Annotated in this window: 26 protein-coding genes; 9 read left to right on the forward strand and 17 right to left on the reverse strand. The window is 74.0% G+C overall.

Going from position 1 to position 23,765, the window contains the following annotated elements; all coding sequences use genetic code 11:
* The first annotated feature begins 95 nt into the window (after nt 1–95).
* Genes C569_RS0107705 through C569_RS0107715 form a run of 3 tightly spaced genes read left to right on the forward strand, consistent with a single transcriptional unit; the run spans nt 96 to nt 2,163 of the window.
* Nucleotides 96–818 carry an ABC transporter ATP-binding protein gene (locus tag C569_RS0107705; RefSeq protein WP_018785216.1) on the forward strand — a complete coding sequence of 241 codons (723 nt, stop codon included), beginning with the start codon at nt 96–98 and terminating at the stop codon, nt 816–818.
* A complete protein-coding gene (locus C569_RS0107710) occupies nt 815–1,570 on the forward strand; it encodes an ABC transporter permease (RefSeq protein WP_018785217.1) in 756 nt (251 codons plus the stop codon). Before C569_RS0107705 ends, C569_RS0107710 begins: the two co-directional genes overlap by 4 nt.
* Entirely contained in the window at nt 1,567–2,163 is a 597-nt protein-coding gene (locus tag C569_RS0107715; RefSeq protein ID WP_018785218.1) for a TetR family transcriptional regulator, read from the forward strand. Before C569_RS0107710 ends, C569_RS0107715 begins: the two co-directional genes overlap by 4 nt.
* A gap of 50 nt (nt 2,164–2,213) precedes the next feature.
* Here the strand turns inward: C569_RS0107715 and C569_RS0107720 are convergent, their stop codons facing one another.
* A complete protein-coding gene (locus tag C569_RS0107720; protein ID WP_018785219.1) occupies nt 2,214–2,945 on the reverse strand; it encodes a DUF2470 domain-containing protein in 732 nt (243 codons plus the stop codon).
* A 67-nt stretch (nt 2,946–3,012) separates the two neighbouring features.
* Here C569_RS0107720 and rpsD point away from each other — a divergent pair, with 67 nt between their 5' ends.
* Nucleotides 3,013–3,621, forward strand: coding sequence for a 30S ribosomal protein S4 (gene rpsD, locus C569_RS0107725; protein ID WP_018785220.1), 609 nt, complete (start codon nt 3,013–3,015; stop codon nt 3,619–3,621).
* Between the two features lie 28 nt (nt 3,622–3,649).
* Here rpsD and C569_RS0107730 read toward each other — a convergent pair whose 3' ends face one another.
* A complete protein-coding gene (locus tag C569_RS0107730) occupies nt 3,650–5,440 on the reverse strand; it encodes an ABC transporter ATP-binding protein (protein WP_018785221.1) in 1,791 nt (596 codons plus the stop codon).
* Nucleotides 5,437–7,311 carry an ABC transporter ATP-binding protein gene (locus C569_RS0107735; protein ID WP_196806694.1) on the reverse strand — a complete coding sequence of 625 codons (1,875 nt, stop codon included), beginning with the start codon at nt 7,309–7,311 and terminating at the stop codon, nt 5,437–5,439. Before C569_RS0107735 ends, C569_RS0107730 begins: the two co-directional genes overlap by 4 nt.
* A gap of 191 nt (nt 7,312–7,502) precedes the next feature.
* On the opposite strand from C569_RS0107735, the gene C569_RS0107740 reads away from it, so the two are divergent.
* From C569_RS0107740 to C569_RS0107750, 3 genes are all read left to right on the forward strand, one after another.
* Nucleotides 7,503–8,132 carry a TIGR03085 family metal-binding protein gene (locus C569_RS0107740; RefSeq protein WP_026267837.1) on the forward strand — a complete coding sequence of 210 codons (630 nt, stop codon included), beginning with the start codon at nt 7,503–7,505 and terminating at the stop codon, nt 8,130–8,132.
* 127 nt (nt 8,133–8,259) lie between these two features.
* Entirely contained in the window at nt 8,260–9,210 is a 951-nt protein-coding gene (locus C569_RS0107745; protein WP_018785224.1) for a terpene synthase, read from the forward strand.
* Between the two features lie 139 nt (nt 9,211–9,349).
* Nucleotides 9,350–11,176: a long-chain fatty acid--CoA ligase gene (locus tag C569_RS0107750; RefSeq protein ID WP_026267838.1), complete on the forward strand. Its 1,827-nt coding sequence runs from the start codon at nt 9,350–9,352 to the stop codon at nt 11,174–11,176.
* A 71-nt stretch (nt 11,177–11,247) separates the two neighbouring features.
* On the opposite strand, the gene C569_RS0107755 is transcribed toward C569_RS0107750, so the two are convergent.
* Nucleotides 11,248–12,549: a low temperature requirement protein A gene (locus C569_RS0107755; protein ID WP_026267839.1), complete on the reverse strand. Its 1,302-nt coding sequence runs from the start codon at nt 12,547–12,549 to the stop codon at nt 11,248–11,250.
* Between the two features lie 70 nt (nt 12,550–12,619).
* A complete protein-coding gene (locus C569_RS0107760) occupies nt 12,620–14,071 on the reverse strand; it encodes a PLP-dependent aminotransferase family protein (RefSeq protein ID WP_018785227.1) in 1,452 nt (483 codons plus the stop codon).
* A gap of 59 nt (nt 14,072–14,130) precedes the next feature.
* On the opposite strand from C569_RS0107760, the gene C569_RS0107765 reads away from it, so the two are divergent.
* Nucleotides 14,131–14,766, forward strand: a complete 636-nt coding sequence (locus tag C569_RS0107765; RefSeq protein ID WP_018785228.1) for a YitT family protein — start codon at nt 14,131–14,133, stop codon at nt 14,764–14,766.
* Between the two features lie 116 nt (nt 14,767–14,882).
* Nucleotides 14,883–15,341 (forward strand): hypothetical protein, encoded by a 459-nt coding sequence (locus C569_RS0107770; protein WP_018785229.1) that lies wholly within the window; start codon nt 14,883–14,885, stop codon nt 15,339–15,341.
* Nucleotides 15,342–15,353: 12 nt separating this feature from the next.
* Here C569_RS0107770 and hisF read toward each other — a convergent pair whose 3' ends face one another.
* From hisF to hisD, 12 genes are all read right to left on the reverse strand, one after another.
* Complete coding sequence (gene hisF / locus C569_RS0107775; RefSeq protein WP_018785230.1) at nt 15,354–16,121, reverse strand: imidazole glycerol phosphate synthase subunit HisF; 768 nt, start codon at nt 16,119–16,121, stop codon at nt 15,354–15,356.
* Between the two features lie 86 nt (nt 16,122–16,207).
* A complete protein-coding gene (locus tag C569_RS0107780; RefSeq protein ID WP_026267840.1) occupies nt 16,208–17,209 on the reverse strand; it encodes an NADP-dependent oxidoreductase in 1,002 nt (333 codons plus the stop codon).
* Complete coding sequence (locus C569_RS0107785) at nt 17,206–17,631, reverse strand: organic hydroperoxide resistance protein (protein ID WP_018785232.1); 426 nt, start codon at nt 17,629–17,631, stop codon at nt 17,206–17,208. Before C569_RS0107785 ends, C569_RS0107780 begins: the two co-directional genes overlap by 4 nt.
* Nucleotide 17,632: 1 nt before the next feature.
* Nucleotides 17,633–18,079 (reverse strand): MarR family winged helix-turn-helix transcriptional regulator, encoded by a 447-nt coding sequence (locus C569_RS0107790; protein WP_018785233.1) that lies wholly within the window; start codon nt 18,077–18,079, stop codon nt 17,633–17,635.
* A gap of 83 nt (nt 18,080–18,162) precedes the next feature.
* Nucleotides 18,163–18,588, reverse strand: coding sequence for a RidA family protein (locus C569_RS0107795; protein ID WP_018785234.1), 426 nt, complete (start codon nt 18,586–18,588; stop codon nt 18,163–18,165).
* Nucleotides 18,585–19,313 carry a bifunctional 1-(5-phosphoribosyl)-5-((5-phosphoribosylamino)methylideneamino)imidazole-4-carboxamide isomerase/phosphoribosylanthranilate isomerase PriA gene (gene priA, locus C569_RS0107800; RefSeq protein ID WP_018785235.1) on the reverse strand — a complete coding sequence of 243 codons (729 nt, stop codon included), beginning with the start codon at nt 19,311–19,313 and terminating at the stop codon, nt 18,585–18,587. The genes C569_RS0107795 and priA overlap by 4 nt, the downstream gene beginning before the upstream one ends.
* 19 nt (nt 19,314–19,332) lie before the next feature.
* Complete coding sequence (locus C569_RS0107805; RefSeq protein WP_018785236.1) at nt 19,333–19,653, reverse strand: hypothetical protein; 321 nt, start codon at nt 19,651–19,653, stop codon at nt 19,333–19,335.
* Between the two features lie 31 nt (nt 19,654–19,684).
* On the reverse strand, nt 19,685–20,305 hold the full coding sequence (hisH, locus tag C569_RS0107810; RefSeq protein WP_018785237.1) for an imidazole glycerol phosphate synthase subunit HisH: 621 nt from the start codon (nt 20,303–20,305) through the stop codon (nt 19,685–19,687).
* Nucleotides 20,305–20,472 (reverse strand): hypothetical protein, encoded by a 168-nt coding sequence (locus tag C569_RS33630; RefSeq protein ID WP_018785238.1) that lies wholly within the window; start codon nt 20,470–20,472, stop codon nt 20,305–20,307. Before C569_RS33630 ends, hisH begins: the two co-directional genes overlap by 1 nt.
* A gap of 235 nt (nt 20,473–20,707) precedes the next feature.
* The gene (gene hisB, locus C569_RS0107820) at nt 20,708–21,319 is read right to left on the reverse strand and encodes an imidazoleglycerol-phosphate dehydratase HisB (RefSeq protein ID WP_018785239.1); all 612 of its coding nucleotides are present in this window, start codon (nt 21,317–21,319) and stop codon (nt 20,708–20,710) included.
* Complete coding sequence (locus C569_RS0107825; protein WP_018785240.1) at nt 21,316–22,389, reverse strand: histidinol-phosphate transaminase; 1,074 nt, start codon at nt 22,387–22,389, stop codon at nt 21,316–21,318. The genes hisB and C569_RS0107825 overlap by 4 nt, the downstream gene beginning before the upstream one ends.
* Nucleotides 22,386–23,711: a histidinol dehydrogenase gene (gene hisD / locus C569_RS0107830; RefSeq protein WP_018785241.1), complete on the reverse strand. Its 1,326-nt coding sequence runs from the start codon at nt 23,709–23,711 to the stop codon at nt 22,386–22,388. The genes C569_RS0107825 and hisD overlap by 4 nt, the downstream gene beginning before the upstream one ends.
* Nucleotides 23,712–23,765 lie beyond the last annotated feature (54 nt).

Genomic DNA, 23,765 nt, shown 5'->3' on the forward strand with positions numbered 1-23,765 from the left:
CAGTTCGAGCGCACTCGAAGTCAAGTCCCCGTTGCCGGGCGGACACAATTCACCTACCGTTGAGTTCAACGCATGGTGAATTGACGGAGGCGAGCATGGACGACGCGGTGTCGGTCCACGAGCTGGTGGTCGAGCGGGGCGGGCGGCGGGTGCTGCACGGCATCAGCTGCGGGGTGCCCCGGGGCACGGTGACCGGGCTGCTCGGGCCCAGCGGCAGCGGCAAGACCACGCTGATGCGCGCGGTGGTCGGCGTGCAGACGGTCGGTTCCGGCGCCGTCGACGTGCTCGGCCGCCCCGCCGGCTCGGCCGATCTGCGCCGCCGGGTGGGTTACCTCACCCAGGCACCGAGCGTCTACGCCGACCTGACGGTGCGGGAGAACGCCCGCTACTTCGCGGTGCTCCAGGGCCGGGGCCGCGCCGAGGCCGACCGCGCGGTGGCCGACGTCGGCCTGGCGACCGCCGCCGACCAGCTCGTCGGCACGCTCTCCGGTGGCCAGCGCAGCCGCGCCTCGCTCGCCTGCGCACTCGTCGGCGAACCCGAACTGGTGGTCCTCGACGAACCCACCGTCGGGCAGGATCCGGTGCTGCGGGCCGACCTGTGGGCCCGGTTCCACGCCATGGCCGCGAACGGCACCACGCTGCTGGTCTCCAGCCACGTGATGGACGAGGCCGCCCGCTGCGACCGGCTGCTGCTCATCCGCGAGGGCCGCCTGGTCGCCGACGACACCCCGGCCGCGGTCCGCGCCGCCACCGGGACCGACGACCTGGAGGAGGCGTTCCTGCGCCTGATCCGCGACGCCGAGGGGGAGACGCGATGAACGGACGGATCCTGGCCGCCACCACCGGGCGCATCCTGCGCCAGCTCCGCCACGACCGGCGGACCGTGGCGCTGCTCGTGGTGGTGCCGTCGGTGCTGCTCACGCTCGTCTACTTCATGTACGTCGACCAGCCCGCCCCGCCCGGCGGGCCCAGCACGTTCGACCGGGTGGCCCTGATCATGCTGGGCTTCTTCCCGTTCATCATCATGTTCCTGGTGACCAGCATCGCCATGCTCCGCGAGCGCACCACGGGCACCCTGGAGCGCCTGCTCACCACGCCGCTGGGCAAGCTCGACCTGCTGTTCGGGTACGGCATCGCGTTCGGCCTGGCCGGGGTGCTCCAGTCCACCGTCTCCTCGGTCGTCGCGTACCGGGTGTTCGGCCTGGAGACCGCGGGCAGCGCCTGGCTGGTCGTGCTGATCGCCGGGGTGAACGCGGTGCTCGCGGTGGCGCTCGGGCTGTTCTGCTCGGCGTTCGCCCGCACCGAGTTCCAGGCGGTCCAGTTCATGCCGGTGGTGGTGGCCCCGCAACTGCTGCTGTGCGGCCTGTTCGTGCCGCGCGACCAGATGGCCGGCTGGCTCCAGGCGGTCAGCGACGCGCTGCCGCTGTCGTACGCGGTCGAGGCGTTGCAGGAGGTCGGCGCGCACGCCGAACCGACCGCGACGATGTGGCGCGACGTGGCGATCGTGGCCGGGGCGGCGGTGGCGGCACTGGTGCTGGCCGCGGCGACGCTGCGCCGGCGCAGCGGGTGAACGCGCGGCGCACCGGGCGGCGGCCCGGCAGCCCGGACACCCGCGAGGCCATCCTCGCCGCGGCGCGGGAGGCGTTCGCCGAGCGTGGCTACGACGCCGCCTCGATCCGGGCGATCGCCGCCGCGGCCGGCGTGGACCCGGCGCTCGTGCACCACTACTTCGGCGGCAAGGAGGAGCTGTTCCGGGCCGCGACGGCGTTCCCGGCGGACCCGGGACGGCTGCTGCCGGCGGTCCTCGCCGGCGGCCCGGACGCGGCCGGCGAGCGGATGGTCCGGGTGTTCCTGGAGGTCTGGGACTCCCCCACCGGCACGGCAGCGGTGGCGCTGCTGCGCTCGGCGGTCAGTAACGAGTGGACCGCCCGGCTGCTGCGCGAGTTCCTGGTCACGCAGGTGCTGCGCCGGGTGCTCGACCAGCTCGACATCGACCCGGGGCAGCGCGCGCTGCGCGGCGGCCTGGTCGCCACGCAGCTCGCCGGGCTGGCCATGATGCGGTACGTGCTCCGCCTCGACGCGGTCGCCGCCGCCGAGCCGGCGACGCTGGTGGCCGCCATCGGCCCGACGGTGCAGCGTTACCTCACCGGCGACATCACCTGAGCCGTCGGGGCCCGGAGCGTCACCGGCCCCGGCGACTCGCGGCGACCCGTTCAGGCGGCGGCCCGGGGGCAGAGCATCGGGTGCAGCAGGCGGGACAGCTCCGCCACGTCGGCGACGGGCCGGGGGAAGGCGAGTCGGGCCCGCCGGGTCGCGCCGGGCCGCCCGTGCGCGACCAGCAGCCCGTACCTGTCGATCCGGACCACCCGCGGGATCTGGTCGCCGGGCAGGTCCAGCCGCCGCCGCAGGTAGTCGCCGACCTGCTCGGCGTGGTGGTCGGCCAGGTCCGCCAGCAGGTCGGCCTCGACCGGGTGCAGCGGGTCCGGCTCGGCCTCCGCGTACGCCTCGGGGTCGATCCGGCGCACGCGCCCGGCGCGCTCCCAGCGGGCCTCGGCCACCTCGAAGCGGTGCAGGTGGAACCGCCTGCCCACGTCGAGCAGGTCGCCGGCCGGGTCGGTGGCGGCGAAGTCGACTGCGGCGTCGCGCGCCTCGTCCCCGTCCAGCCGCTCGGCCCAACCGGACACCCAGGCCCGGCCGAGCGAGGGCGCCCCGGCCGCCGGCGGCAGGTCGAGCACGTCGAGCACTGTCGCCACGTCGGTGTCGTCAGCCGGCGGAACGAGCGCCGCGGCGAGGTCACTGACCACCGGTACGAGCAGCAGCACCCGCCCGTCCGGGTCGACGGCGTGCCGGACCTGGTGCGGGCCGGGATGCCGGGCCAGGTGGACGAGGGCGGGCAACCGGCCCGCGACCAGGGTTCGCACGATCTCCGCCGGGCTGGGCCGCATGATCCCGACCTCCTCAATGTAGGTTAGGCTTACCTAAGTGTCAGGTTAGACGATCGGAGACGTCCCCGTGAACCACCCCCGGCCCAAGGCCCGGCTCTCCCGCGCCCTCGGAATCCCACTCACCCGCAAGTGCGTGCGGTACTTCGAGCGGCGCCCCTATCCCCCGGGCGTGCACGGCCGGTCCCGCCGCACCACCTCCGACTACCAGGTGCGGCTGCTGGAGAAGCAGCGGCTGCGCCACCAGTACCACGTCAGCGAGGCCCAGCTGCGCCGGCTGTTCGACGAGGCCGCCCGCGGTGCCGGCAAGACCGGCGAGACGCTCGTCGCGCTGCTGGAGCGGCGCCTCGACGCGGTGGTGCTGCGGGCCGGCCTGGCGCGCAGCATCTACCAGGCCCGCCAGCTCGTCGCGCACGGCCACATCACCGTCGACGGGCGCAAGGTGGACCGGCCGTCGTACCGGCTGCGCCCCGGCCAGGTGGTCGGCGTACGCGAGCGCAGCCGCGCGCTGCCACCGTTCCAGCTCGCCGCCGCCGGCGCGCACGCCGACGCGCACCCCCGGCCGTACCTGTCGGCGCAGCCGGGCGAGCTGCGCGCCACGCTGGTACGCGAACCGGCCCGGCACGAGGTGCCGGTGATCTGCGACGAGCAGCTGGTGGTGGAGTTCTACTCCCGCTGACCGCCGCTTGCGAGCAGACCCGCCAGGATCAGCGGGTCTGCTCCAACCAGGAGGCGTACAGCAGCGCGTACACCGAGTCGGCGTCGCGGACCAGTTCCTCGTGCGGGCCACGCTGCACGATCCGGCCCCGGTCCACCACGATCACCTCGTCCGCCGCCTGCGCGGTGGACAGCCGGTGCGCGATGGCGAGCGTGGTCCGGCCCCTGGTCACCGCATCCAGGGTCCGTTGCAGGCGGACCTCGGTGGCCGGGTCGACGGCGCTCGTCGCCTCGTCCAGCACCAGCAGGTCCGGGTCCGCGACGTACGCCCGGGCCAGCGCCACGAGCTGCCGCTCGCCGACGCTCAGCGCCTCCCCGCGCTCACCGACCGGCGTGTCCAACCCGGACGGCAGCCCGTCCAGCCAGTCGGACAGGCCCAGCTCGGCAAAGGCGGCGCTGAGCCGCTCGTCGGTCAGGTCGGGGCGGGCGAAGCGGACGTTCTCCCCGACCGTGGCGTCGAACAGGAAACCGTCCTGCGGCACCATCACCACCCGGGAGCGCAGCGAGTCGAAGCGCACCTGCCGCAGGTCGACCCCGGAGAGCAGCACCGCGCCCTCGGTCGGGTCCATCAACCGGGTGAGCAGCTTGGCGAACGTGGTCTTACCGCTTCCGGTCTCGCCCACCACCGCCACCCGGCTCTTGGCCGGGATGTCCAGCGTCACGTCGTGCAGCACCGGCGGGCCGCCCGGATAGGCGAACGTCACACCCGCGAACCGGGCGTCCAGCGGCCCCGGCGGCAGCTCCCGGCCCTGCTCGCCCGGGTCGGCCACGTCCGGGGAGACGTCCAGCACGTCCAGCACCCGCCGCCAGCCGGCGATCGCGTTCTGCGCCTCGTTGAGCACCTCGGTGGCGATCTGCACCGGCTGGATGAACAGCGTGACCAGGAACAGGAACGCGGTGAGCTGGCCGATCGACAGCGTGCCGCCGACGCCCAGACTGACCCCGACCACCACCACACCGGCCAGCGCCAGCCCGGCGGCCAGCTCCCCCACCGAGCTGCCCATGATGCTGATCCGGATCGCCCGCTGCTGGGCCGTCCGCTGCCCGTCGATGGCCGTGTCCAGTCGGCGCGCGGTGCGCCCGGCGATGCCGTACGCCCGGATCACCGACGCGCCCACCACGCTCTCGCCGATCGCGCCGAGCAGCGTGCCGGTGCGCTGCCGCACCAGCCCGTACGCTCCGGCCAGGCGGCGCTGCAACCGCCGGATCACCAGCACCGCGGGCGCGAACGCGACGAGCACCACGAGCGTCAACTGCCAGGAGTACGCCAGCATCACGGCGGTGGTCACCAGCAACTGGCCCAGGTTGACGATCAGGATCACGCCGCCCCACTGGAGGAACTGGGTGATCTGGTCGACGTCGCTGGTGACCCGGGAGACGAGCGACCCGCGCCGCTCCGACTGCTGGTGCAGCATGGACAGGTCGTGCACGTGCCGGAACGCCCGGGTGCGCACCCCGGCCAGCGCGGTCTCGCTGACGGTGAACAGCCGCCGCATCATCAGGTACCCGCAGGCGGTGGTGATCACCAGCACGCCGGCGGTGATCGCCACGGTGACCGAGATGACGTTCAGGTCGAGCCCGCCGACGATGCCGTCGTCGATGCCGCGCTGCACCGCCACCGGCACGGCCACCCGGCCGACCATGTAGACAAGCGCCAGCGCCAGCGTGCCGGCGAGGCCGGTGCGCAGCTCCGGGGAGAGCGCCAGCCCGCGCCGCAGCGTCCGCCAGGTGGTCTCGATGTTCTCGATGTTCTCGATGTTCTCCCCCGTGGTCGTACTCACCGGTCCACCTCGATCTCCAGGCCCGAGGGCAACGGCGTGACCTCGTCGTACGTCCGACCCTGCTCGCGTTCCTGCTCGGCCTGCTCGTACGCGGTGACCAGGTCGGCGTAGCCGGGCACGGTGCCCAGCAGCTCGGTGTGGGTGCCGCGGGCGACCACCCGGCCCTGCTCCACGTAGACCACCTCGTCGGCGAGCGCGATGGTGGCCCGGCGGTACGCCACCACCAGGATCGACGCCGGGGCGCCGCCGTCGGCGGGCGCGCGCAGCCCGGCCAGGATGGCCGCCTCGACGCGCGGGTCGACGGCGCTGGTGGCGTCGTCGAGCACCAGCAGCCGGGGGCGTCCGGCGAGCGCCCGCGCCAGCGTCAGCCGCTGGCGCTGCCCGCCGGACAGCGAGGTGCCCCGCTCGCCGACCATGGTGTCCAGCCCGTCCGGCAGCGCGGCCACGAAGCCGTCCGCCTCGGCCAGCCGCAACGCCGCCCACACCTCGTCGTCGCCGATGCCGGCGCGGTCCAGCGCGATGTTGGCCCGGACCGTGTCGTCGAAGACGAACGGCACCTGCGCCACCAGCGCCACCGTCCCGGCGAGCGAGGCGGCGGTCAACTCCCGCACGTCCACGCCGTCCAGCGTGACCCGCCCCGCGCCCGGGTCGACCAGTCGCACGGCGAGCGACGCGATCGTGGACTTACCCGCGCCGGTCGGGCCGACCAGGGCGACCGTCTTGCCGGCCGGGACGGTGAACGTCACAGCGCCGAGCACCTGGGCGCCGGGCAGGTGCGCCTCGGCCGGCTCGTACGCGAAGTGCACGTCGCCGAAGGCGAGCGTGGCCGGCTCGCGGGTCGCCGGGTCCAGGGTCGTCGTGCCGTACGGCATCTCGCCGGTGGCGTCGAGCACCCGGCGTACCCGGTCCCACCCGGCGACGCTGCGCGGCAGTTCGGCCAGCACCCAGCCGATGGCGCGTACCGGGAAGGCCAGCACGGTGAACAGGAACGCGACGCTGACCAGCTCGGTCACGCTGATCGCGCCCTGCCGCAGCCGGATCGCGCCGACCACCAGCACGGCGAGCGTGCCGAGGCTCGGCAGCGTCTCCAGCATCGGGTCGAACACGCCGCGCAGCCGGCCGACCGAGATCAGCGCGTCGCGCAGCTGACCGGCGCGGGCGGCGAAGCGGGCGGTCTCCTGAGCCTCGCGGCCCATCGTCTTGACCACCAGCGCGCCGTCGAAGCTCTCGTGCGCGATGCCGCTGACCTCGGCCCGCAGCCGCTGTGCCCGGGCCTGCCGGGGCGCCATCCGGCGGGAGTAGACCACGTTGAGCGCGAACAGCGCGGGGAACACGGCGAGGCCGACCAGGGCCAGCGCCCAGTCGGTGAAGAACAGCGAGGCCACCGCGCCGACGAGCATCACCAGCGTGCCGACCGCGAACGGCAGCGGGGCGATCGGGTACCAGGCCGCCTCGACGTCGGAGTTGGCGTTCGACAGCAGCGTGCCGGTGGAGTTGCGGTGGTGCCAGGCCAGCGGCAGGTCCAGGTAGCGGCGGGTGACCCGGCGGCGGTAGGCGGCCTGGAGCCGGAACTGCATGTAACCGGCGCCGAGCCGCCGGCCGAAGATGCCGACGACCCGCAGCACGCTGATGCCGAACAGCGCCGTCGCGGCCAGCGCCAGCGCCCCGCCGGCCACCTCGCCGCGCTCCACGGCCGGTACGACCACGTCCCCGACCACCGCGCCGACCACGTACGCGCTGGCGATCACCAGGAGGCCGAACAGCACGCTGCCGCTGACCGCGACCGCGAAGATCCGTGGCTGTTCCCGGATGGCCCGGCCGAGCACCCCTAGCCCCCTGCCGAGCACGTCCCGACTTGTCCCGCCCGCCACGCTCTCCCCCGCCGTAAGCCACAGTTTTCTCCCCCATCCTTACCGCTCGCCGCCGCTCCCGCCGACCCGGCCGGGATATGTCCGCCGTCACGTTCCCGCCGGACCTGCCCGAGGGCGGCCGGAAGCGGCCAGCGGCGCGATTCCGCCGGGCGTGTCGCGCCGACCGGCCGGATCGGGCCTACGATCGGGCCATGCCGCGGTACGCCCGAGCGGAGCGCGAGGCGCTCGCCGACCTGATGCTGGAAGTGGGACCGGACGCACCGACTGTGAACGAGGGGTGGACGACCCGTGACCTGGCGGCGCACCTGCTGGTTCGGGAGCGCCGGCCGGACGCGGCCGGCGGGATCCTGCTGCCGCCGTTGCGCGGCTACGGCGAGTCGGTCCGCCGGCGGATCGCCGCCGGGCCGTACGCCGACCTGATCGCCCGGGTACGCCGTCCCCCGGTGTGGAGCCCGGTGAGCAACCCGCTCACCGACGAGGTGGCGAACGGGATGGAGTTCTTCATCCACCACGAGGACGTGCGGCGCGCCCGGCCGGGCTGGCACCCGCGTGACCTGCCGGCCGGGCAGGAGACGGTGCTGTGGAAGCGGGTCGCCCTGCTGGCCCGGATGGCGCTGCGGCGGTTCCCGGCGGAGATGCTGGTGCAGGCGCCGGGACACGGTGAACTGCGCACCGGTGGCGGCGGCGAACGACTGCGGCTGGTGGGCGCGCCGGGCGAACTCGTGCTGTTCCTCACCGGACGGCAGCGGGTGGCCCGGGTCCAGGTGGACGGTCCGGCGGACCCCGCCGAACGGCTGCGGACCGCCGAACTGGGCTTGTGACAGGGAGTGAATGACCGGTCACGGCCAGCCGGTCGGCTGCGGACACCCGCGCATCGATAACGGTTACGTCCTCCCGTACGCTCCTGCGAGCCGGCCCGACCCCGCGGGCGGCGGACAGGGGACGACGATGCGCGAGTTCGCCCTCTCGGCTCTGCACGAGCCGCCCTTTCCCTCCCGGTGCCACCCCGCCGCCGACCTGGCGGCCGTCCAGAGCGACGCCTGGGTACGCGCCTTCGGCCTGGCGGGGGACCAGGCCGGGCACCGGCGTCTGGCCGGGGCGCGCGCCGCGGAGCTGGCCGCACGCGCCTGCCCCGAAGCGTCGCCGTCGGGCCTGCGCCTGCTCACCGACCTGATCAACTGGCTGTTCGTGGTGGACGACGCCTGCGACGACGACGGCCTCGGCGCCGCGCCCACACTGCTGGCGCCCACGCTGGCCGGCCTGCTGGCGGTGCTCGACCGGCACGGCGACCCGGAGGTGCCCGTGCCGCCCGACGGCCGCCCGGTCGCCGTGGCACTGCACGACCTGATCCGCCGGGCCCGCGACCGGAACCGGCCGGCGCACCTGCTGCGCCTGGTCAGCCAGCTGCGGGAGTACCTGCTGGCGCTGCTCTGGGAGGCCGCCAACCGGGAGCGCCGGCGGGTGCCGGGCGTGGCCGAGTACGTGCAGATGCGCCGCCACACCGGCGGGGTGCGTCCCAGCTTCACGGTGACCGACCTGGCCCGCCCGTCCGCGCCCCGCGCCGAGCAGCGGGTCGCGTCGGCGCTCACCGTGCTGGACGCCCTCGCCACCGACCTGGTCTGCTGGTGCAACGACCTGTTCTCCTACGGCAAGGAGCGCGGCACCGTCCCGGAGGCGCACAACCTGATCACCACGATCGCGGGCGAGACCGGGCAGGACGAGTCGGCGGCGCTGCACGCGGCGGCGGACCGGTTCAACAAGGCCCTCGCCACCTACGCGGAGCGGGACGCGGCGCTGAGCGCCGTGGCCGACGAGGGGATGCGGGCGTTCCTGGACACCCGCCGGGACTGGATCCGGGCCACCTACGACTGGTCCCGCGCGGCCGGCCGGTACGCCTGACCCGGTTCCAGCAGGCGGGACCGGTGGCGACTCGGCCGATCGGGACTAGCCGCTGGCCGGGTGCAGGCAATACCCTTCGGTAACCGCAGACCGGCGTGACCCCCGTCACGTCCCTCCACCCCTGAAGGCGGCTACCGCGATGGCTCTCGATGTACCATACCGTTCCGTACCGGACATGTTTCTCAAGCGCGTGGCGGAATTCCCTGACCGGCACGCCTTCGCCCACCCCGCACCCGACGACTCGGGCCCGGTCTGGCTGACGTGGGAGCAGGTCGGGCAGCGCGCCAAGGCGATCGCCGCCGGGCTGCACGGGCTCGGTGTCGGCCTGGAGAACCCGGTGGCGATCCTGGCCAACACACGCCTGGACTGGGTGCTCGCCGACTTCGGCATCATGTGCGCCGGTGGGGCCACCACCACCGTCTACCCCACCACCGAACCCGAGGACGCGGTCTACATCATCGCCGACTCCGGCTCGAAGGTGCTGTTCGCGGAGAACCCGGCCCAGGCGGCGAAGATCGCCGGGGCGGACCTGCCCGCGCTGACCCACGTGGTGCTCTTCGACGGCACGCCCGACCCGGCGGCGACCGTCCCGCAGCTCACCCTGGCCGAGCTGGAGGAGCGCGGCGCCGCCGCGCTGAGCGCCGAGCCGGACCTGATCGACATGCTCGTCGCCGGCATCGGCCCGGACCACCTGGCCACGCTGATCTACACCTCGGGCACCACCGGCCGGCCCAAGGGCGTGGAGCTGCTGCACGGCGGGTGGTGCTGGGAGGGCGTGGCGCAGGCCGAGCTGGGCCTGCTGCGCGTCGACGACCTGCAGTACCTGTGGCTGCCGCTGTCGCACTCGTTCGGCAAGACGCTGCTCTGCGGCGCCACCCACGTCGGCCTGCCCACGTACGTCGACGGCCGGGTGGACAAGCTCGTCGACCTGCTGGGCGTGGTGCAGCCGACGCTCATGTGCGGCGCGCCCCGGGTCTTCGAGAAGGTCTACAACAAGGCGGTCACCACCGCCCAGGGCGCGGGTGGCGCCAAGGCCAAGATCTTCGCCTGGGGAGTCGCGGTCGGCAAGGAGAAGGTCGCCCTGGAGCAGGCCGGCAAGCCGGTCCCGGCCGGCCTGCGGATGAAGTACGCGCTGGCCGAGAAGCTCGTGTTCAGCAAGCTCCAGGCCCGGCTCGGCGGCCGGATGCGGGTGCTGGTCTCCGGCGCGGCGCCGCTGAGCAAAGAGATCGCCACCTTCTTCGCCGCCGCCAACCTGCCCATCTCCGAGGGCTACGGGTTGACCGAGACCAGCGCGGGCGCGTTCGTGAACCCGCCCGACGGCCTGAAGATCGGCAGCGTGGGCCGCGCCATGGGCGACCTGGAGTGCCGGATCGACACCGACGGCGAGGTCCTGCTGCGCGGCAAGCCGGTCATGCGCGGCTACCACAACCTGCCCGAGGAGACCGCCGCCGCGTTCACCGAGGACGGCTTCTTCCGCACCGGTGACATCGGCACCCTCGACGCCGACGGCTACCTGCGCATCACCGACCGGAAGAAGGACCTGGTCAAGACGTCCGGCGGCAAGTACGTCGCGCCGTCGCACATCGAGGGCATGTTCAAGGCTGTCTGCCCGTACACCTCGCAGGCGGTGGTGATCGGGCAGGCGCGCAACTACTGCACCATGCTCGTGACGCTGGACCCGGACGCGATCAAGGGCTGGGCCGCCGGCACCCCGCTGGAGGGCAGCGACTACACCACGATCGTCACCTCGCCGCAGGCGCGGGAGATGGTCGAGGGGTACGTGGCCGAGCTGAACACCAAGCTCAGTCGCTGGGAGACGATCAAGAAGGTGGCGATCCTCCCCCGCGACCTCACGATCGAGGACGGCGAGGTCACGCCGTCGTTGAAGATCAAGCGCCGCAGCGTGGAGACGAACTTCGCCTCCGAGATCGACAAGATGTACGAGGGCACGCTGGCCGAGCTGTAGCCCGCACCGCCGGAACGGTCGCGCCGGCCGTGCCCCACCGTCCCGGGGCACGGCCGGTCGCGTCGGCGCGGTCACAGATGCCGCTGCCGCCAGTGGCTCTGCTCGGCCTCGGCGGCGACCTGCTCCTCCAGCGCGAGCGCGCGTACCCGGCGCCGCCACCCGTCCTCGCCACGGGTCTCCCAGGCGATGCCGGCACCGGTGATCGCCGTCAGCACGACGAGCGCGATCAGCTCGTGGAGGCGGGCGACGGCCGGGACGGCGGCGACGAGCACCAGCACCGTCACCAGCAGCGGCGTCCGCACCCGGCGTTCCACCAGCCACCAGCACGCGGCGAGGCTGAGCAGATGGAGCCCGACGCCACCGAACAGGATCCCGGCCCAGAACGTCCCCAGCGGCGGACCCCAGGCGGGCGTCGTCGGCGACGTGGCCTCCGTCAGCAGATCTTTGAGACCGAGGGCGAACAGGATGATCCCGGCGATTATCGGCAGGTGCAGGAACGTGTAGACGGTGCGGGCCAGCCGCAGCCGCGCGGCCGGGTCCCGGGCGTGGTGCAGGGCCTGCTCCGACGCGAACGCCAGAGTGTCGAAGTACGCCCACCACAGCGTCGCCACGATCACCACACCGAGCAGCGCGGCGATCACCACCGGGCCGGTGAGCGGCAGTCCGCGCCTCGGGCCCAGTCCGAGCGCGATGAGCGACTCGCCGAGCGCGACGAGCACGATCAGCGCATGCCGTTCCGCCCAGTGCCCGGCCGAGAGCACCACCCACCACTGCCTGCCCAGGATCATCCCGGCGGCGTACTCGACGATCAGCGCCAGCGTCCAGAGCGCCAGTTGCAACGCCACCGCGAGCCGCTCCTGCGGCAGCCGCGCGGGCAGGGTACCGGCGACGATCAGCAGCACCGTGGCCACGGTCGGAGCCGCGAGGCGTGTCCGCAGTCCCCGGCGCCGGGCCGGGTCGGCGCGGTCGGCCCAGGCGAAGACGGCCAGCTGGGCGGTCCGGATCACGAAGTAGCACCCGGCGAAGAGGAGCGGCCCGGGCAGCCAGCCACCGCGGTTGGCGAACGCGCTGGGCGTACTGAGCACGAGCAGGAACGTCGCCCCCACGGTGACGACGCCGACCAGCGGCAGCATCCCCTGGTCGGCGCGGAACACGTTGCCCATCCGGGCGAAGCCGGTCCACGACCACCAGAGCAGCGCCAGCACCAGCAGGAAGCGGTACAGGTTGGCCGGGGTGAGCTCCGAGGCGGTGAGCGTGGTGACGCTCAGGAACGCGAAGACGAAGACCAGGTCGTAGAAGAGCTCCAGCCGGGTGGTGCGGGAACCCGGCGCGCCGCGCCGCACCGTCCACGACCATCGGACCCCGTTCCCCATCCGGGCAGTGTGCGGGTGCCGGTCCGGCCGGTGCCGGGGTTCGGGCCTCGCACCACCGGATCGGGCCGGTTCAGGCGATGACGGTCGGCTCGGGCCACTGCGGGCGGTTGGTCCGGTCCAGGTCGTAGCGGACCGCCGCGAGGCGCCCGACCGCCTCCACCAGTTCGGCGGCGGGCAGGGTGAAGGGCAGTCGCAGGAAGCGTTCCAGCGTACCGTCCAGGCCGAACCGGGGTCCGGGCGCCAGCCGCACGCCGACCTCCTCGGCCGCCCGGGCCAGCGCGCTGGAGATCGGGCCGTCCAGCTCGGCCCAGAGTGTGACGCCGCCGCTCGGTACCCGTACCCGCCAGTCGGGCAGCCGGTCGGCGAGCGCCGCGACCAGGGCGTCGCGCTGGGTGACGAGCTGGGCCCGGCGGTCGGTCACGATGGCCGGCCCCTCGGTGAGCAGGTGCACGGCGACGAGCTGGTCGAGCACCGGGCTGGCCATGTCCACCCCGACCCGGGCCGCGGCCAGCCGCTGCACCTGGGGTGCGGAGGCGCGCACCCAGCCGATGCGCAGCCCGCCCCAGTAGGGCTTGCTCATGCCGCCGATGCTGATCACCCGGGAGTGCCTGTCGAAGACGGCCACCGGCGGCGGCAGCGTGGTGTCGTCCAGCGGCAGGTCGACGAAGGACTCGTCGACCACCAGGTCGGTGCCGGCCGCGTGGGCCGCGCCGACCAGCCGCTCGCGCAGGTCGGCGGCCATCAGGTGGCCGGTGGGGTTCTGGAACTCGGGGATCACGTACGCGAGCTTCGGCCGGGTCTGCCGGAGGCTGCCGAGCAGGAGTTCGGCGTCCCAGCCGTCGTCGGACAGGCCGTGCGTGGCGATCCGGGCCCGCCGGGCGGACAGCGCGGCCAGCGCGTTGGGGTAGGTGGGCGACTCGACGAGCACCCCGCCGCCGGGCGACAGGGCCAGCCGCAGCACCAGGTCCAGCGCGTGCTGGGTGCCGCTGGTGACCATGATCTGCTCCGGGCTGGTGGGCAGACCGCGTTCGGTGTAGGCGCGGGCCACCGCCTCGCGCAGCTCGATGATGCCGGTCGGGTGGTAGCCGGCACCGCCGAGGTAGCGGGGCAGGTCCTCGGCCGCGGCCCGGGCGGCCGGGACGAGCTGCGGGGGCGCGGACAGCGCGGCCACGCCAAGATCGATCATGTCGCGGTCGTCGAGCGGCGTCCACAGCCCGGTGCTCGCCACCCGGTGCCCGCCGGGCAGCATGGTCCAGCTACCCGCGCCCCGGCGGCTGGCCAGGTGGCTACTCTCCCGCAGTTCCCGGTAGGCGGCGGTGACAGTGGTCCGGCTGATCCGCAGCGCCTCGGCCAGCTCCCGCTCGGCCGGCAGGCGTACCCCGAGGGGCAGCCGTCCGTCGGCGAGCAACCCGCGGACGGCGCCGGCGAGCGCGGCGTAGTCGGGGCTGCGCCGGCGGCCCGGCAGGGCGTGCCACTGGCCGAGGAGTCGCGCCAATTGGACGCCGCGCACCTGGCTGGTCATGGCCACACCTCCAAAATTGGCGCCCTTGAGGCCAGCGATTGGCCTCTAGGGTGGCATGCATGGCACAGCTTGGCAATCTCCGGCACCGGCCGGTGCGACGGCTCACCCAGCTCTACGCCGGACTGGTCCTCTACGGCGTGAGCATGGCGCTGATGATCCGGTCGGAGCTGGGCCTGGACCCGTGGGACGTGTTCCACCAGGGGCTCGCCCGGCAGACCGGCCTGTCCTTCGGCACCGTCACCATCGCCGTCGGCGCCCTCGTGCTGCTGCTCTGGATCCCGCTGCGGCAGCGGCCCGGCCTCGGCACGGTCAGCAACGTCGTGGTGATCGGACTGGTCGTCGACGCCACACTGACCGTGCTGCCGCCCGGCGAGGGCATGCCGGCGCGCGTCGCACTGCTCGTCGCCGGGATCGTCGCCAACGGCGCCGCCACCGGCCTCTACCTCGGTGCCGGGCTCGGCCCCGGCCCGCGCGACGGGCTGATGACCGGCTTCGTCGCCCGCCACCCCCGGTTCTCCGTCCGGCTGGTCCGCACGATCATCGAGATCACCGTGCTGGCGCTCGGCTGGCTGCTCGGCGGCACCGTCGGCCTCGGCACGGTGGCCTACGCGCTGACCATCGGCCCGCTGGCCCAGTTCTTCATCCCGGTCTTCGCGCTGCCCGCACGACCGGCGGCCGGTGCGTACGCAACGTGACCGCGGCTGGGCCGACCGCCACGGTCCGGCCCGGACCGCGACGCGCTGAGCTGCGACGACACACAACCGGGAAACCAGGTGTTTCCTCCGCCGTCGCGGCCGGGCATCATTCCTACATGGGGGAGAACGAATGGCGCTGGAGCGACGCCTGGATCTTCGTCGCGTTGGTCATCGCCAGTGGCGCCGGCCGGCACCGGCGGGCCGCCGCGACACGCCGCCCCGAAGGCGTCCGGCTGACCGACGTCCTCTCCACCGCCGACCACCTCAACCAGGCCATCCCGGAGCGGCACGAGGTGGAGGGTGCGGTCCGGCGGCTCGTCGGCGCGGGCCTGGTCAGCGTCGCCGACGGCTGGTTCCGGGTCACCCCGGACGGTGAACGGCTCTGGCGCACCCGGCCCAGCGCCGGTCTCGGCACCACTGTGGACACGGTGCAGGGCGTGCTGACCCGGCGGCACCCGCCGGCCGAGTCCGAGTGGCACCTCGGCGAGGACGACCACGCCGCCGCCGTGCAGGAGTACGTGGTCCGGTCGATCCCGATGCCGCGCCGCTCCCCCGAGGGGCACTCCGGGCGGTAGTGACAGCCCGCCTCAGCGCACCGGGTGCCCGGCGCCGCGCAGCACGTCCTTGACCTCGCCGACGCTGAGTTCCCCGAAGTGGAAGACGCTCGCCGCGAGCACCGCGTCCGCCCCGGCCCCGACGGCCGGCGGGAAGTGGGCCACCGCGCCCGCGCCGCCGCTGGCGATCACCGGCACGTCGACGACCTCGCGGACCGCCTGGATCAGCGGCAGGTCGAACCCGGCCTTGGTGCCGTCGGCGTCCATCGAGTTGAGCAGGATCTCACCCGCGCCCAGCTCGGCGCCGCGCGCCGCCCATTCGACCGCGTCCAGGCCGGTGCCCCGCCGGCCCCCGTGCGTGGTCACCTCGAACCCGCTCGGTGTCGTGCCGTCCGGGGTGCGGCGCACGTCCAGCGAGAGCACCAGGACCTGCCGGCCGAACCGGTCGGCGATCTCGGCGATCAGCTCCGGCCGGGCGATGGCCGCGGTGTTCACGCCGACCTTGTCCGCCCCGGCGCGCAGCAGCGTGTCGACGTCGGCGACCCGGCGGACGCCGCCGCCCACGGTGAGCGGGATGAAGACCGACTCGGCGGTGCGCCGCACCACGTCGAGCATCGTGCCCCGATCGCTGGACGAGGCGGTGACGTCGAGGAAGGTCAGCTCGTCCGCCCCGGCCCGGTCGTACGCCGCCGCCAGCTCCACCGGGTCACCGGCGTCACGCAGGTCGACGAAGTTGACCCCCTTGACCACACGCCCGGCGTCCACGTCCAGACACGGGATGACCCGTACCGCCACCGTCATGCCCCGAGCCTAACGAACGCGCGGGCGGTGGTGACCCGCCGGTGAGGCCGGTCACCACCGCCCGCGGTGGAGTGCGTTCGCGCCGGTCAGAGACGGACCAGCATCTTGCCGAGGTTCTCGCCGCGCAGCAGGCCGAGGAACGCCTCGGGGGCCTGCTCGATGCCGTCGACGATCGTCTCGTCGTACGAGAGCCGGCCCTCGCGCAGCCAGCCCGCCATCTCCTGCACGAACTGTTCCCGCAGGTGACCGTGGTCACCGACGAGGAACCCGCGCAGCGTCAGCCGCTTGCCGATCACCAGCGCCAGGTTGCGCGGCGCGGCCTGCGGCTCGGTGGCGTTGTACTGCGAGATCATGCCGCAGATCGCGGCCCGGCCGTGCAGGTTCATCGCCCCGATCGCGGCCTCCAGGTGGTCGCCGCCGACGTTGTCGAAGTACACGTCGACGCCGTCCGGGGCGGCTGCCTTGAGCTGCTTGTACACCGGGCCGTCGTGGTAGTCGAAGGCGGCGTCGAAGCCGAGCGCGGTGAGCCGTTCCACCTTCGCCGCCGAGCCGGCGCTGCCGATCACCCGGCCGGCGCCGCGCAGCTTCGCGATCTGGCCGACCATGCTGCCCACCGCGCCGGCCCCGCCGGAGACGAACACGGTCTCCCCCGGCTTCATCGCCGCCACGTCGAGCAGACCGGCGTACGCGGTCAGCCCGGTCATGCCGAGCACGCCCAGGTACGCGGTGACCGGCGCCAGGCCGGGATCGACGGTACGCACGCCCTTGGCGTCCACCAGCGCGTACTCGCGCCAGCCGAGCCCGTGCAGCACCGTGTCGCCGGGCTTGACGCCCCCGGCCTCGCCGGCCACCACCTCACCGATCGCGCCGCCGTCCAGCGGGGCGTCGAGCGCGAACGGCGGCACGTACGACTTGACGTCGTTCATCCGCCCGCGCATGTACGGGTCGACGGACATGAACCGGTTGCGGACCACCACCTGTCCCGGGCCCGGCGTCGGCACCTCGGTGGTGACCAGCCGGAAGTTCTCCGGCGTGGGCCAGCCCTCCGGCCGGGACGCCAGGTGGATCTCCCGGTTCATCCCGCTCATCGGGCCTCACGGACCGTGCGCGTGACCTCGACGTTGCCGCGGGTCGCGTTGGAGTAGGGGCAGACCTGGTGGGCCGCGTCGACGAGCTGCTCGGCGGCTGCGCGCTCGACCGCGGGCAGGTCCACCACGAGCGTCACGGCCAGGCCGTAGCCGCCGCTGCCGTTCGGGCCGATGCCCACCTCGGCCTCCACGACGGAGCCGGAGACGTCCGCCTTGGCCTGGCGGGCCACCACGCGCAGCGCGGAGTGGAAGCAGGCCGCGTAGCCGGCCGCGAAGAGCTGCTCGGGGTTGGCCGCGCCGCCGGCGCCACCCATCTCCTTCGGTACGGCGAGGTCCAGCTCGACCGTGCCGTCGGAGGTCCGGACGTGACCGTCCCGGCCGTCGCCGATGGCGCGGGCGGAGGCGGTGTAGAGCACCTGCATGTCACTGCTCCTTGTGTCGGTGGATCGTCTCGGTGACCCGGGTGAGAATGCCGTGGAGGAAGACCAGTTCGGCCTCGGTGAGCCCGGTGGCGGAACCCACCCGGCGCGGCACGTCGCCCATCCGCTCCCGCAGCGCCCGGCCCCGGCCGGTGAGGCCCACCTCGACCCGGCGCTCATCCGCCGCCGAGCGGGTACGCACCACCAGACCGGCCGCCTCCAGCCGCTTGAGCAGCGGGGACAGCGTGCCGGAGTCGAGCCGGAGCGCAGCGCCGAGCGCGGAGACCGTGAGGGCGTCGTCGTCGTGCTCCCAGAGCACCAGCAGCACCAGGTACTGCGGGTAGGTCAGGCCGTGCTCGTCGAGGATGGGCCGGTAGACGTCGGTCAGGGCGCGCGACGCCGCGTAGAGCGCGAAGCACACCTGCCGGCCCAGTACCAGATCCTCGGTCACGCCCTGAACCGTAGCGCGCAATCAAGTTGTGCACAACTCATCGGGCCGCGGAACGGCGCGACGCCGACCACCACGGCCACCGCTCAGCGGTCCGGCAGGTACGCCTCCAGCTCGACCTCGACCAGGAGATCCGGGTCGATCAGCCCGGCCACCACCACCATCGTGGCGACCGGGCGCACCGGACCGAACACCGCGTTGTGCGCCCGGCCCACCTCGTCGGCGTAGATCCGGTCCGTCACGTACATCCGCGTCCGCACCACGTCGGCCGGCCCGGCGCCGACCTCCGCCAGCGCGTCCAGGCCGATCCGGATCGCCTGCGCGGTCTGCGCCGCCGCGTCACCGGCGTGCGCCACCCGGCCGTCCACCGTGGACGTGCAGCCGGCCGTGATCGCCAGCGAACCGGCCCGGACCACCCGCGAGTAGCCGTACAGCGCCTCCCACGGACCACCCGAACCGAGCCGGGTCACCACCCCGGCGTCCACCGGCGTCCCGGCCGGCTCGGCCGTCACGCGCCGGCCCGCAGCGTCGCCAGCGCCTCGGCGACCGTGAACGCGCCCGCGTAGAGCGCCTTGCCGGCGATCACGCCCTCCACCCCCACCGGCTCCAGCGTGGCCAGCGCCCGCAGGTCGTCCAGCGTGGACACGCCACCGGAGGCGATCACCGGGGCGTCGGTCCGGGCGCACACCTCACGCAGCAGGTCCAGGTTGGGCCCGCGCATGGTGCCGTCCTTGGTGATGTCGGTGACCACGTACCGCGCCGCGCCCGCGGCGTCGAGCCGGGCCAGCACCTCGTAGAGGTCGCCGCCGTCGCGGGTCCAGCCACGTGCCGACAGGGTACGGCCGCGCACGTCCAGCCCGATCGCCACCCGGTCGCCGTACTCGCCGCAGATCCGGTCGCACCACTGCGGATCCTCCAGCGCGGCGGTGCCGATGTTGACCCGGGCCGCCCCGGTGCCGAGCGCCGCCCGCAGCGACTCGTCGTCGCGGATGCCCCCGGACAGCTCCACCTTCACGTCCAGCTTGCCGACCACCTCGGCGAGCAGCGCGGCGTTGGAGCCCCGCCCGAACGCGGCGTCCAGGTCGACCAGGTGGATCCACTCCGCGCCGTCGGACTGCCAGGCCAGCGCCGCGTCCAGCGGATCGCCGTACGCGGTCTCGCTACCGGCGGCGCCCTGCACGAGCCGGACGGCCTGGCCGTCGGCGACGTCCACGGCGGGCAACAGGGTGAGGCTCAACGCTTCTCTCCTCGGATCCTCAACGACGGTCCAGCGCGATCACCACGATCGCGGGCAGGACCAGCAACAACAACACGACCAGCACCAGCCGCAGCGCGAGGTCGTCCACCAGACTCCAGATGGCGACCACCGCCACGGCGGTGAGCACCAGGATCGTCGCCCGCTCGCGGCGGGTGTGCCGGCGCAACCGGCCGGTACGGCCGCGCCGCGGCGACGGCGTGAGCCGGCGTACCAGCCAACGACGTCGTTCCCGGCGCGCCACCCGGCGGGCGCGGGCGGCGCGCGCCCGTTCCTGCTCGGCCTCGCGCTCCGCGCGGCGGCGGGCCCGCTCCTTGCTCACGCGGACGCCCGCGTGCCGGCCAGCGGCCCGCTCACAGCGTGCCGAGCCAGTTGCGCAGCAGCGCGGCACCGGCGTCGGCGGACTTCTCCGGGTGGAACTGCGCGGCCGACAGTGGCCCCCGCTCGACCGCGGCGACGAAGTCCGCGCCGTGGTGCGCTGTGGTCACCGTGGCACCCGCCCCGGCCAGCGCCGCCGGGTCGGTCACCGCATAGGAGTGGACGAAGTAGAACCGGGTGCCCTCGGGCAGGTCGGCGAACAGCGTCGAGCCGGCCGGCGGCCGCACGGTGTTCCAGCCCATGTGCGGCAGCCGCCGCGCGGGCAGCCGGGTCACGCCGCCGGGCAGCAGCCCGAGCCCCTTGGTGACCACGCCGTGCTCCTCGCCGTGCCCGAAGAGGATCTGCATGCCGACGCAGATGCCCAGCACCGGGCGGCCGGCGGCGACCCGGTCGGCGATGACCGGCCCGGCGCCCAGCGCCTCGACCCCGGCCATGCAGGCGGCGAACGCGCCCACGCCCGGCACCACCAGGCCGTCGGCCGACGCGGCGGCGGCCAGGTCGTCGGTGACAGTCACGTCGGCACCGGCCCGCGCCACCGCGCGCTCGGCCGAGCGCAGGTTGCCCGAACCGTAGTCGAGCACCACCACCCGTGCCATCAGCTCTCTCCCGGCAGCAGCCAGAGCACCCCGGCGACGGTGGCCAGCACCGCCAGCAGGCCGATGATCACCACAGCGGCGCGGGGGGCGCCCTGCTTGAGCAGCGACCACGTCCCGCCGACCAGCAGACCGGCCAGGATCAACAGAAGTGTGGGCAGCACCTTCATCAGAGCCAGCTTCCATTCGCGACTGCGGGACTCCGCTTCGCTGCGTTCCTCGCGCTCATCAGAGCCAGCTTCCATTCGCGACTGCGGGACTCCGCTTCGCTGCGTTCCTCGCGCTCATCAGAGCCAGCTTCCATTCGCGACTGCGGGACTCCGCTTCGCTGCGTTCCTCGCGCTCATCAGAGCCAGCTTCCATTCGCGACTGCGGGACTCCGCTTCGCTGCGTTCCTCGCGCTCATCAGAGAGCGCCTTTCGTGGACGGCACCACGCCCGCGTTGCGCGGGTCGAGCGCGGTGGCCTCGCGCAGCGCGCGGGAGACGGCCTTGAACTGCGCCTCGACCACGTGGTGGGCGTCCGGGTGGCCGCCGGGACGGGCCGCGCGCAGCACGTCCACGTGCAGCGTGATCCGGGCCGACTGGCCGAACGACTCCCAGATGTGCCGGGTCATGCTCGTCGGATAGACCGGCCCGATGTACGGGGCCAGCGCTGGCTCGTCGTGCACCACGTACGGTCGCCCGGACAGGTCGACGGCGGCCCGGACCAGCACCTCGTCCATCGGGACGGTGGCCGAGCCGTACCGCCGGATGCCGGCCTTGTCGCCCAGCGCCCGGTCGAACGCGGCGCCCAGCGCGAGCGCCGTGTCCTCCATCGTGTGGTGCGCGTCGATCTCCAGGTCGCCGACGGTGTGCACGGTCAGGTCGAAGCCGCCGTGCCGGGCGATCTGGTTGAGCATGTGGTCGTAGAAGCCGACGCCGGTGGAGATGTCGGCCTTGCCGGTGCCGTCGAGGTCGATCTCGACGAGCACCTTCGTCTCGTTTGTGACCCGCTCGATCCGGGCGATCCGGCTCATGAAACTGTCTCCATCGCGGTGAGGAAGGCGTCGGTCTCGGTCGGGGTGCCGGCGGTGACGCGCAGCCAGCCGGGCAGGCCGACGTCGCGCACCAGCACGCCGGCATCGAGCAGGGTACGCCAGGCCACCGCCTGGTCCCCCTCGACGGCGAACAGCACGAAGTTGGCGTCGCTGTCGGCCACCCGGTGGCCCCGGGCGCGCAGCTCGGCGACGATCCGGTCCCGCTGCTGCATGATCGCGGCCACGGTGCCGAGCAGGGCGTCCCGGTGCGCCAGCGCCGCACGGGCCGCTGCCTGGGTGAGCGCGGACAGGTGGTACGGCAACCGGACCAGCTGCACCGCGTCCACCACCGCCGGGTCGGCGGCCAGGTAACCGAGCCGGCCGCCGGCGAACCCGAACGCCTTGCTCATGGTGCGGGTCACCACCAGCCGCGGGTGGCCGGGCAGCACCGCGAGCGCGCTCACCGTGCCGGGACGGGCGAACTCGGCGTACGCCTCGTCCACGATCACCACGCCGGGCGCCTCGTCCAGCACGGCCGCGACCACGGCCGGGTCGAGCGCGGTGCCGGTCGGGTTGTTCGGCGAGCAGAGGAACACCACGTCCGGCCGGTGCTCGCGGACCTGGGCCACCGCCTCGCCGGCGGTGAGCCCGAAGTCCTCGCCGCGCCGGGCGGGCACCCACCGGGTGCCGGTGCCGAGCGCCAGCAGCGGGTGCATCGAGTACGCCGGGATGAAGCCGAGCGCGGTGCGCCCGGGACCGCCGAACGCCTGCAGGAGTTGCTGCTGGATCTCGTTGGAGCCGTTCGCCGCCCACACGTGGTCGGCGGTGAGCCCGTGCCCGAGGTAGGCGGCCAGGTCGGCGCGCAGCGCCACCGCGTCCCGGTCCGGGTAGCGGTTGAGGTCGCGCAGCTCGGCGGCGACCGCCTTGCCGATCGCCTCCACCACCGGCTCCGGCACCGGGTAGGAGTTCTCGTTGGTGTTCAGCCGCACCGGCACGTCGAGCTGCGGCGCCCCGTACGGCGTCCGCCCGCGCAGGTCGTCGCGGATCGGCAGATCGTCGAGCGTGGTCACGACGCGCCGCCCCCGCCGAACCGGACGCTGACCGCCTGGCCGTGCGCGGGCAGGTCCTCCACCGTCGCCAGGGTGACCACGTGCGGGGCCACGTCGCGCAGCGCTTCCCGCGTGTATTCGACCAGGTGCACGCCGCGCAGGAAGGACTGCACGGACAGCCCGGAGGAGTGCCGGGCGCAGCCGCCGGTGGGCAGCACGTGGTTGGAGCCCGCGCAGTAGTCGCCGAGCGACACCGGCGACCAGGCGCCGACGAACACCGCCCCCGCGTTGCGGACCCGCAGCGCCCACTCGCGGGCGTTGCGGGTCTGGATCTCCAGGTGCTCGGCCGCGTACGCGTCGACCACCCGCAGCCCCGCCTCCAGGTCGTCGACCAGGACCACGCCGCTCTGCTCGCCGCGCAGCGCGGTGCCGATCCGCTCGGCGTGCTTGGCCGCCGGCGCCTGCCGGGCCAGCTCCGCGTCGACCGCGTCGGCCAGCGCGGTGGACGGGGTGACCAGCACGCTCGCGGCCAGCGGGTCGTGCTCGGCCTGGCTGATCAGGTCGGCGGCGACGTGCGCCGGGTCGGCGGTGTCGTCGGCCAGGATCGCGATCTCGGTCGGGCCGGCCTCGGCGTCGATGCCGACCACGCCGCGCAGCAGCCGCTTGGCGGCGGTGACCCAGATGTTGCCCGGACCGGTGATCATATCGACCGGCTCGCAGCGCTCGTCCCCGGCCGGGTCGACGCCCGCGCCGTACGCGAGCATGGCGACCGCCTGGGCGCCGCCGACCGCGTACACCTCGTCCACGCCGAGCAGCGCGCAGGCGGCGAGGACCCGCCGGTCGGGCAGGCCGTCGTTGTCCTTCTGCGGGGGGCTCACCACCACCAGGGAGCGCACCCCGGCCGCCTGGGCCGGCACCACGTTCATCACGACCGTCGACGGGTACATGGCCAGGCCGCCGGGGACGTAGAGACCGACCCGGTCGACCGGCACCCACCGCTCGGTCACCGTGCCACCCGGCACCACGGTGGTGGTGTGGTCGGTGCGGCGCTGGTCGGCGTGCACCTTGCGGGCCCGGGTGATCGACTCCAGCAGTGCGGCGCGCACCTGCGGGTCCAGCTCGCCCTCGGCGGCGCGGATCGTCTCGGCCGGCACCCGCAGCCGCTCCGGGGAGACGCCGTCGAACCGTTCGCTCGCCTCCCGGATCGCCGGGTACCCATGGTCCCGGACCGCCTCCACGAGCGGGCGGATCCGCTCGACCGCCACGGAGACGTCGAGCTGGGCACGGGGCAGCAGGCGGCGCGGGTCACGGGCCCCGCCGCGCAGGTCGATCCGATTCAGCACGTCTGCGAGTCTAGGCCGCCGCCGGTGTCACCGGCCGGGCCCGTCCGGTCGCCG

The organism is Micromonospora sp. CNB394, from assembly GCF_000374985.1.
In the GTDB taxonomy this organism is placed as follows: domain Bacteria; phylum Actinomycetota; class Actinomycetes; order Mycobacteriales; family Micromonosporaceae; genus Micromonospora; species Micromonospora marina.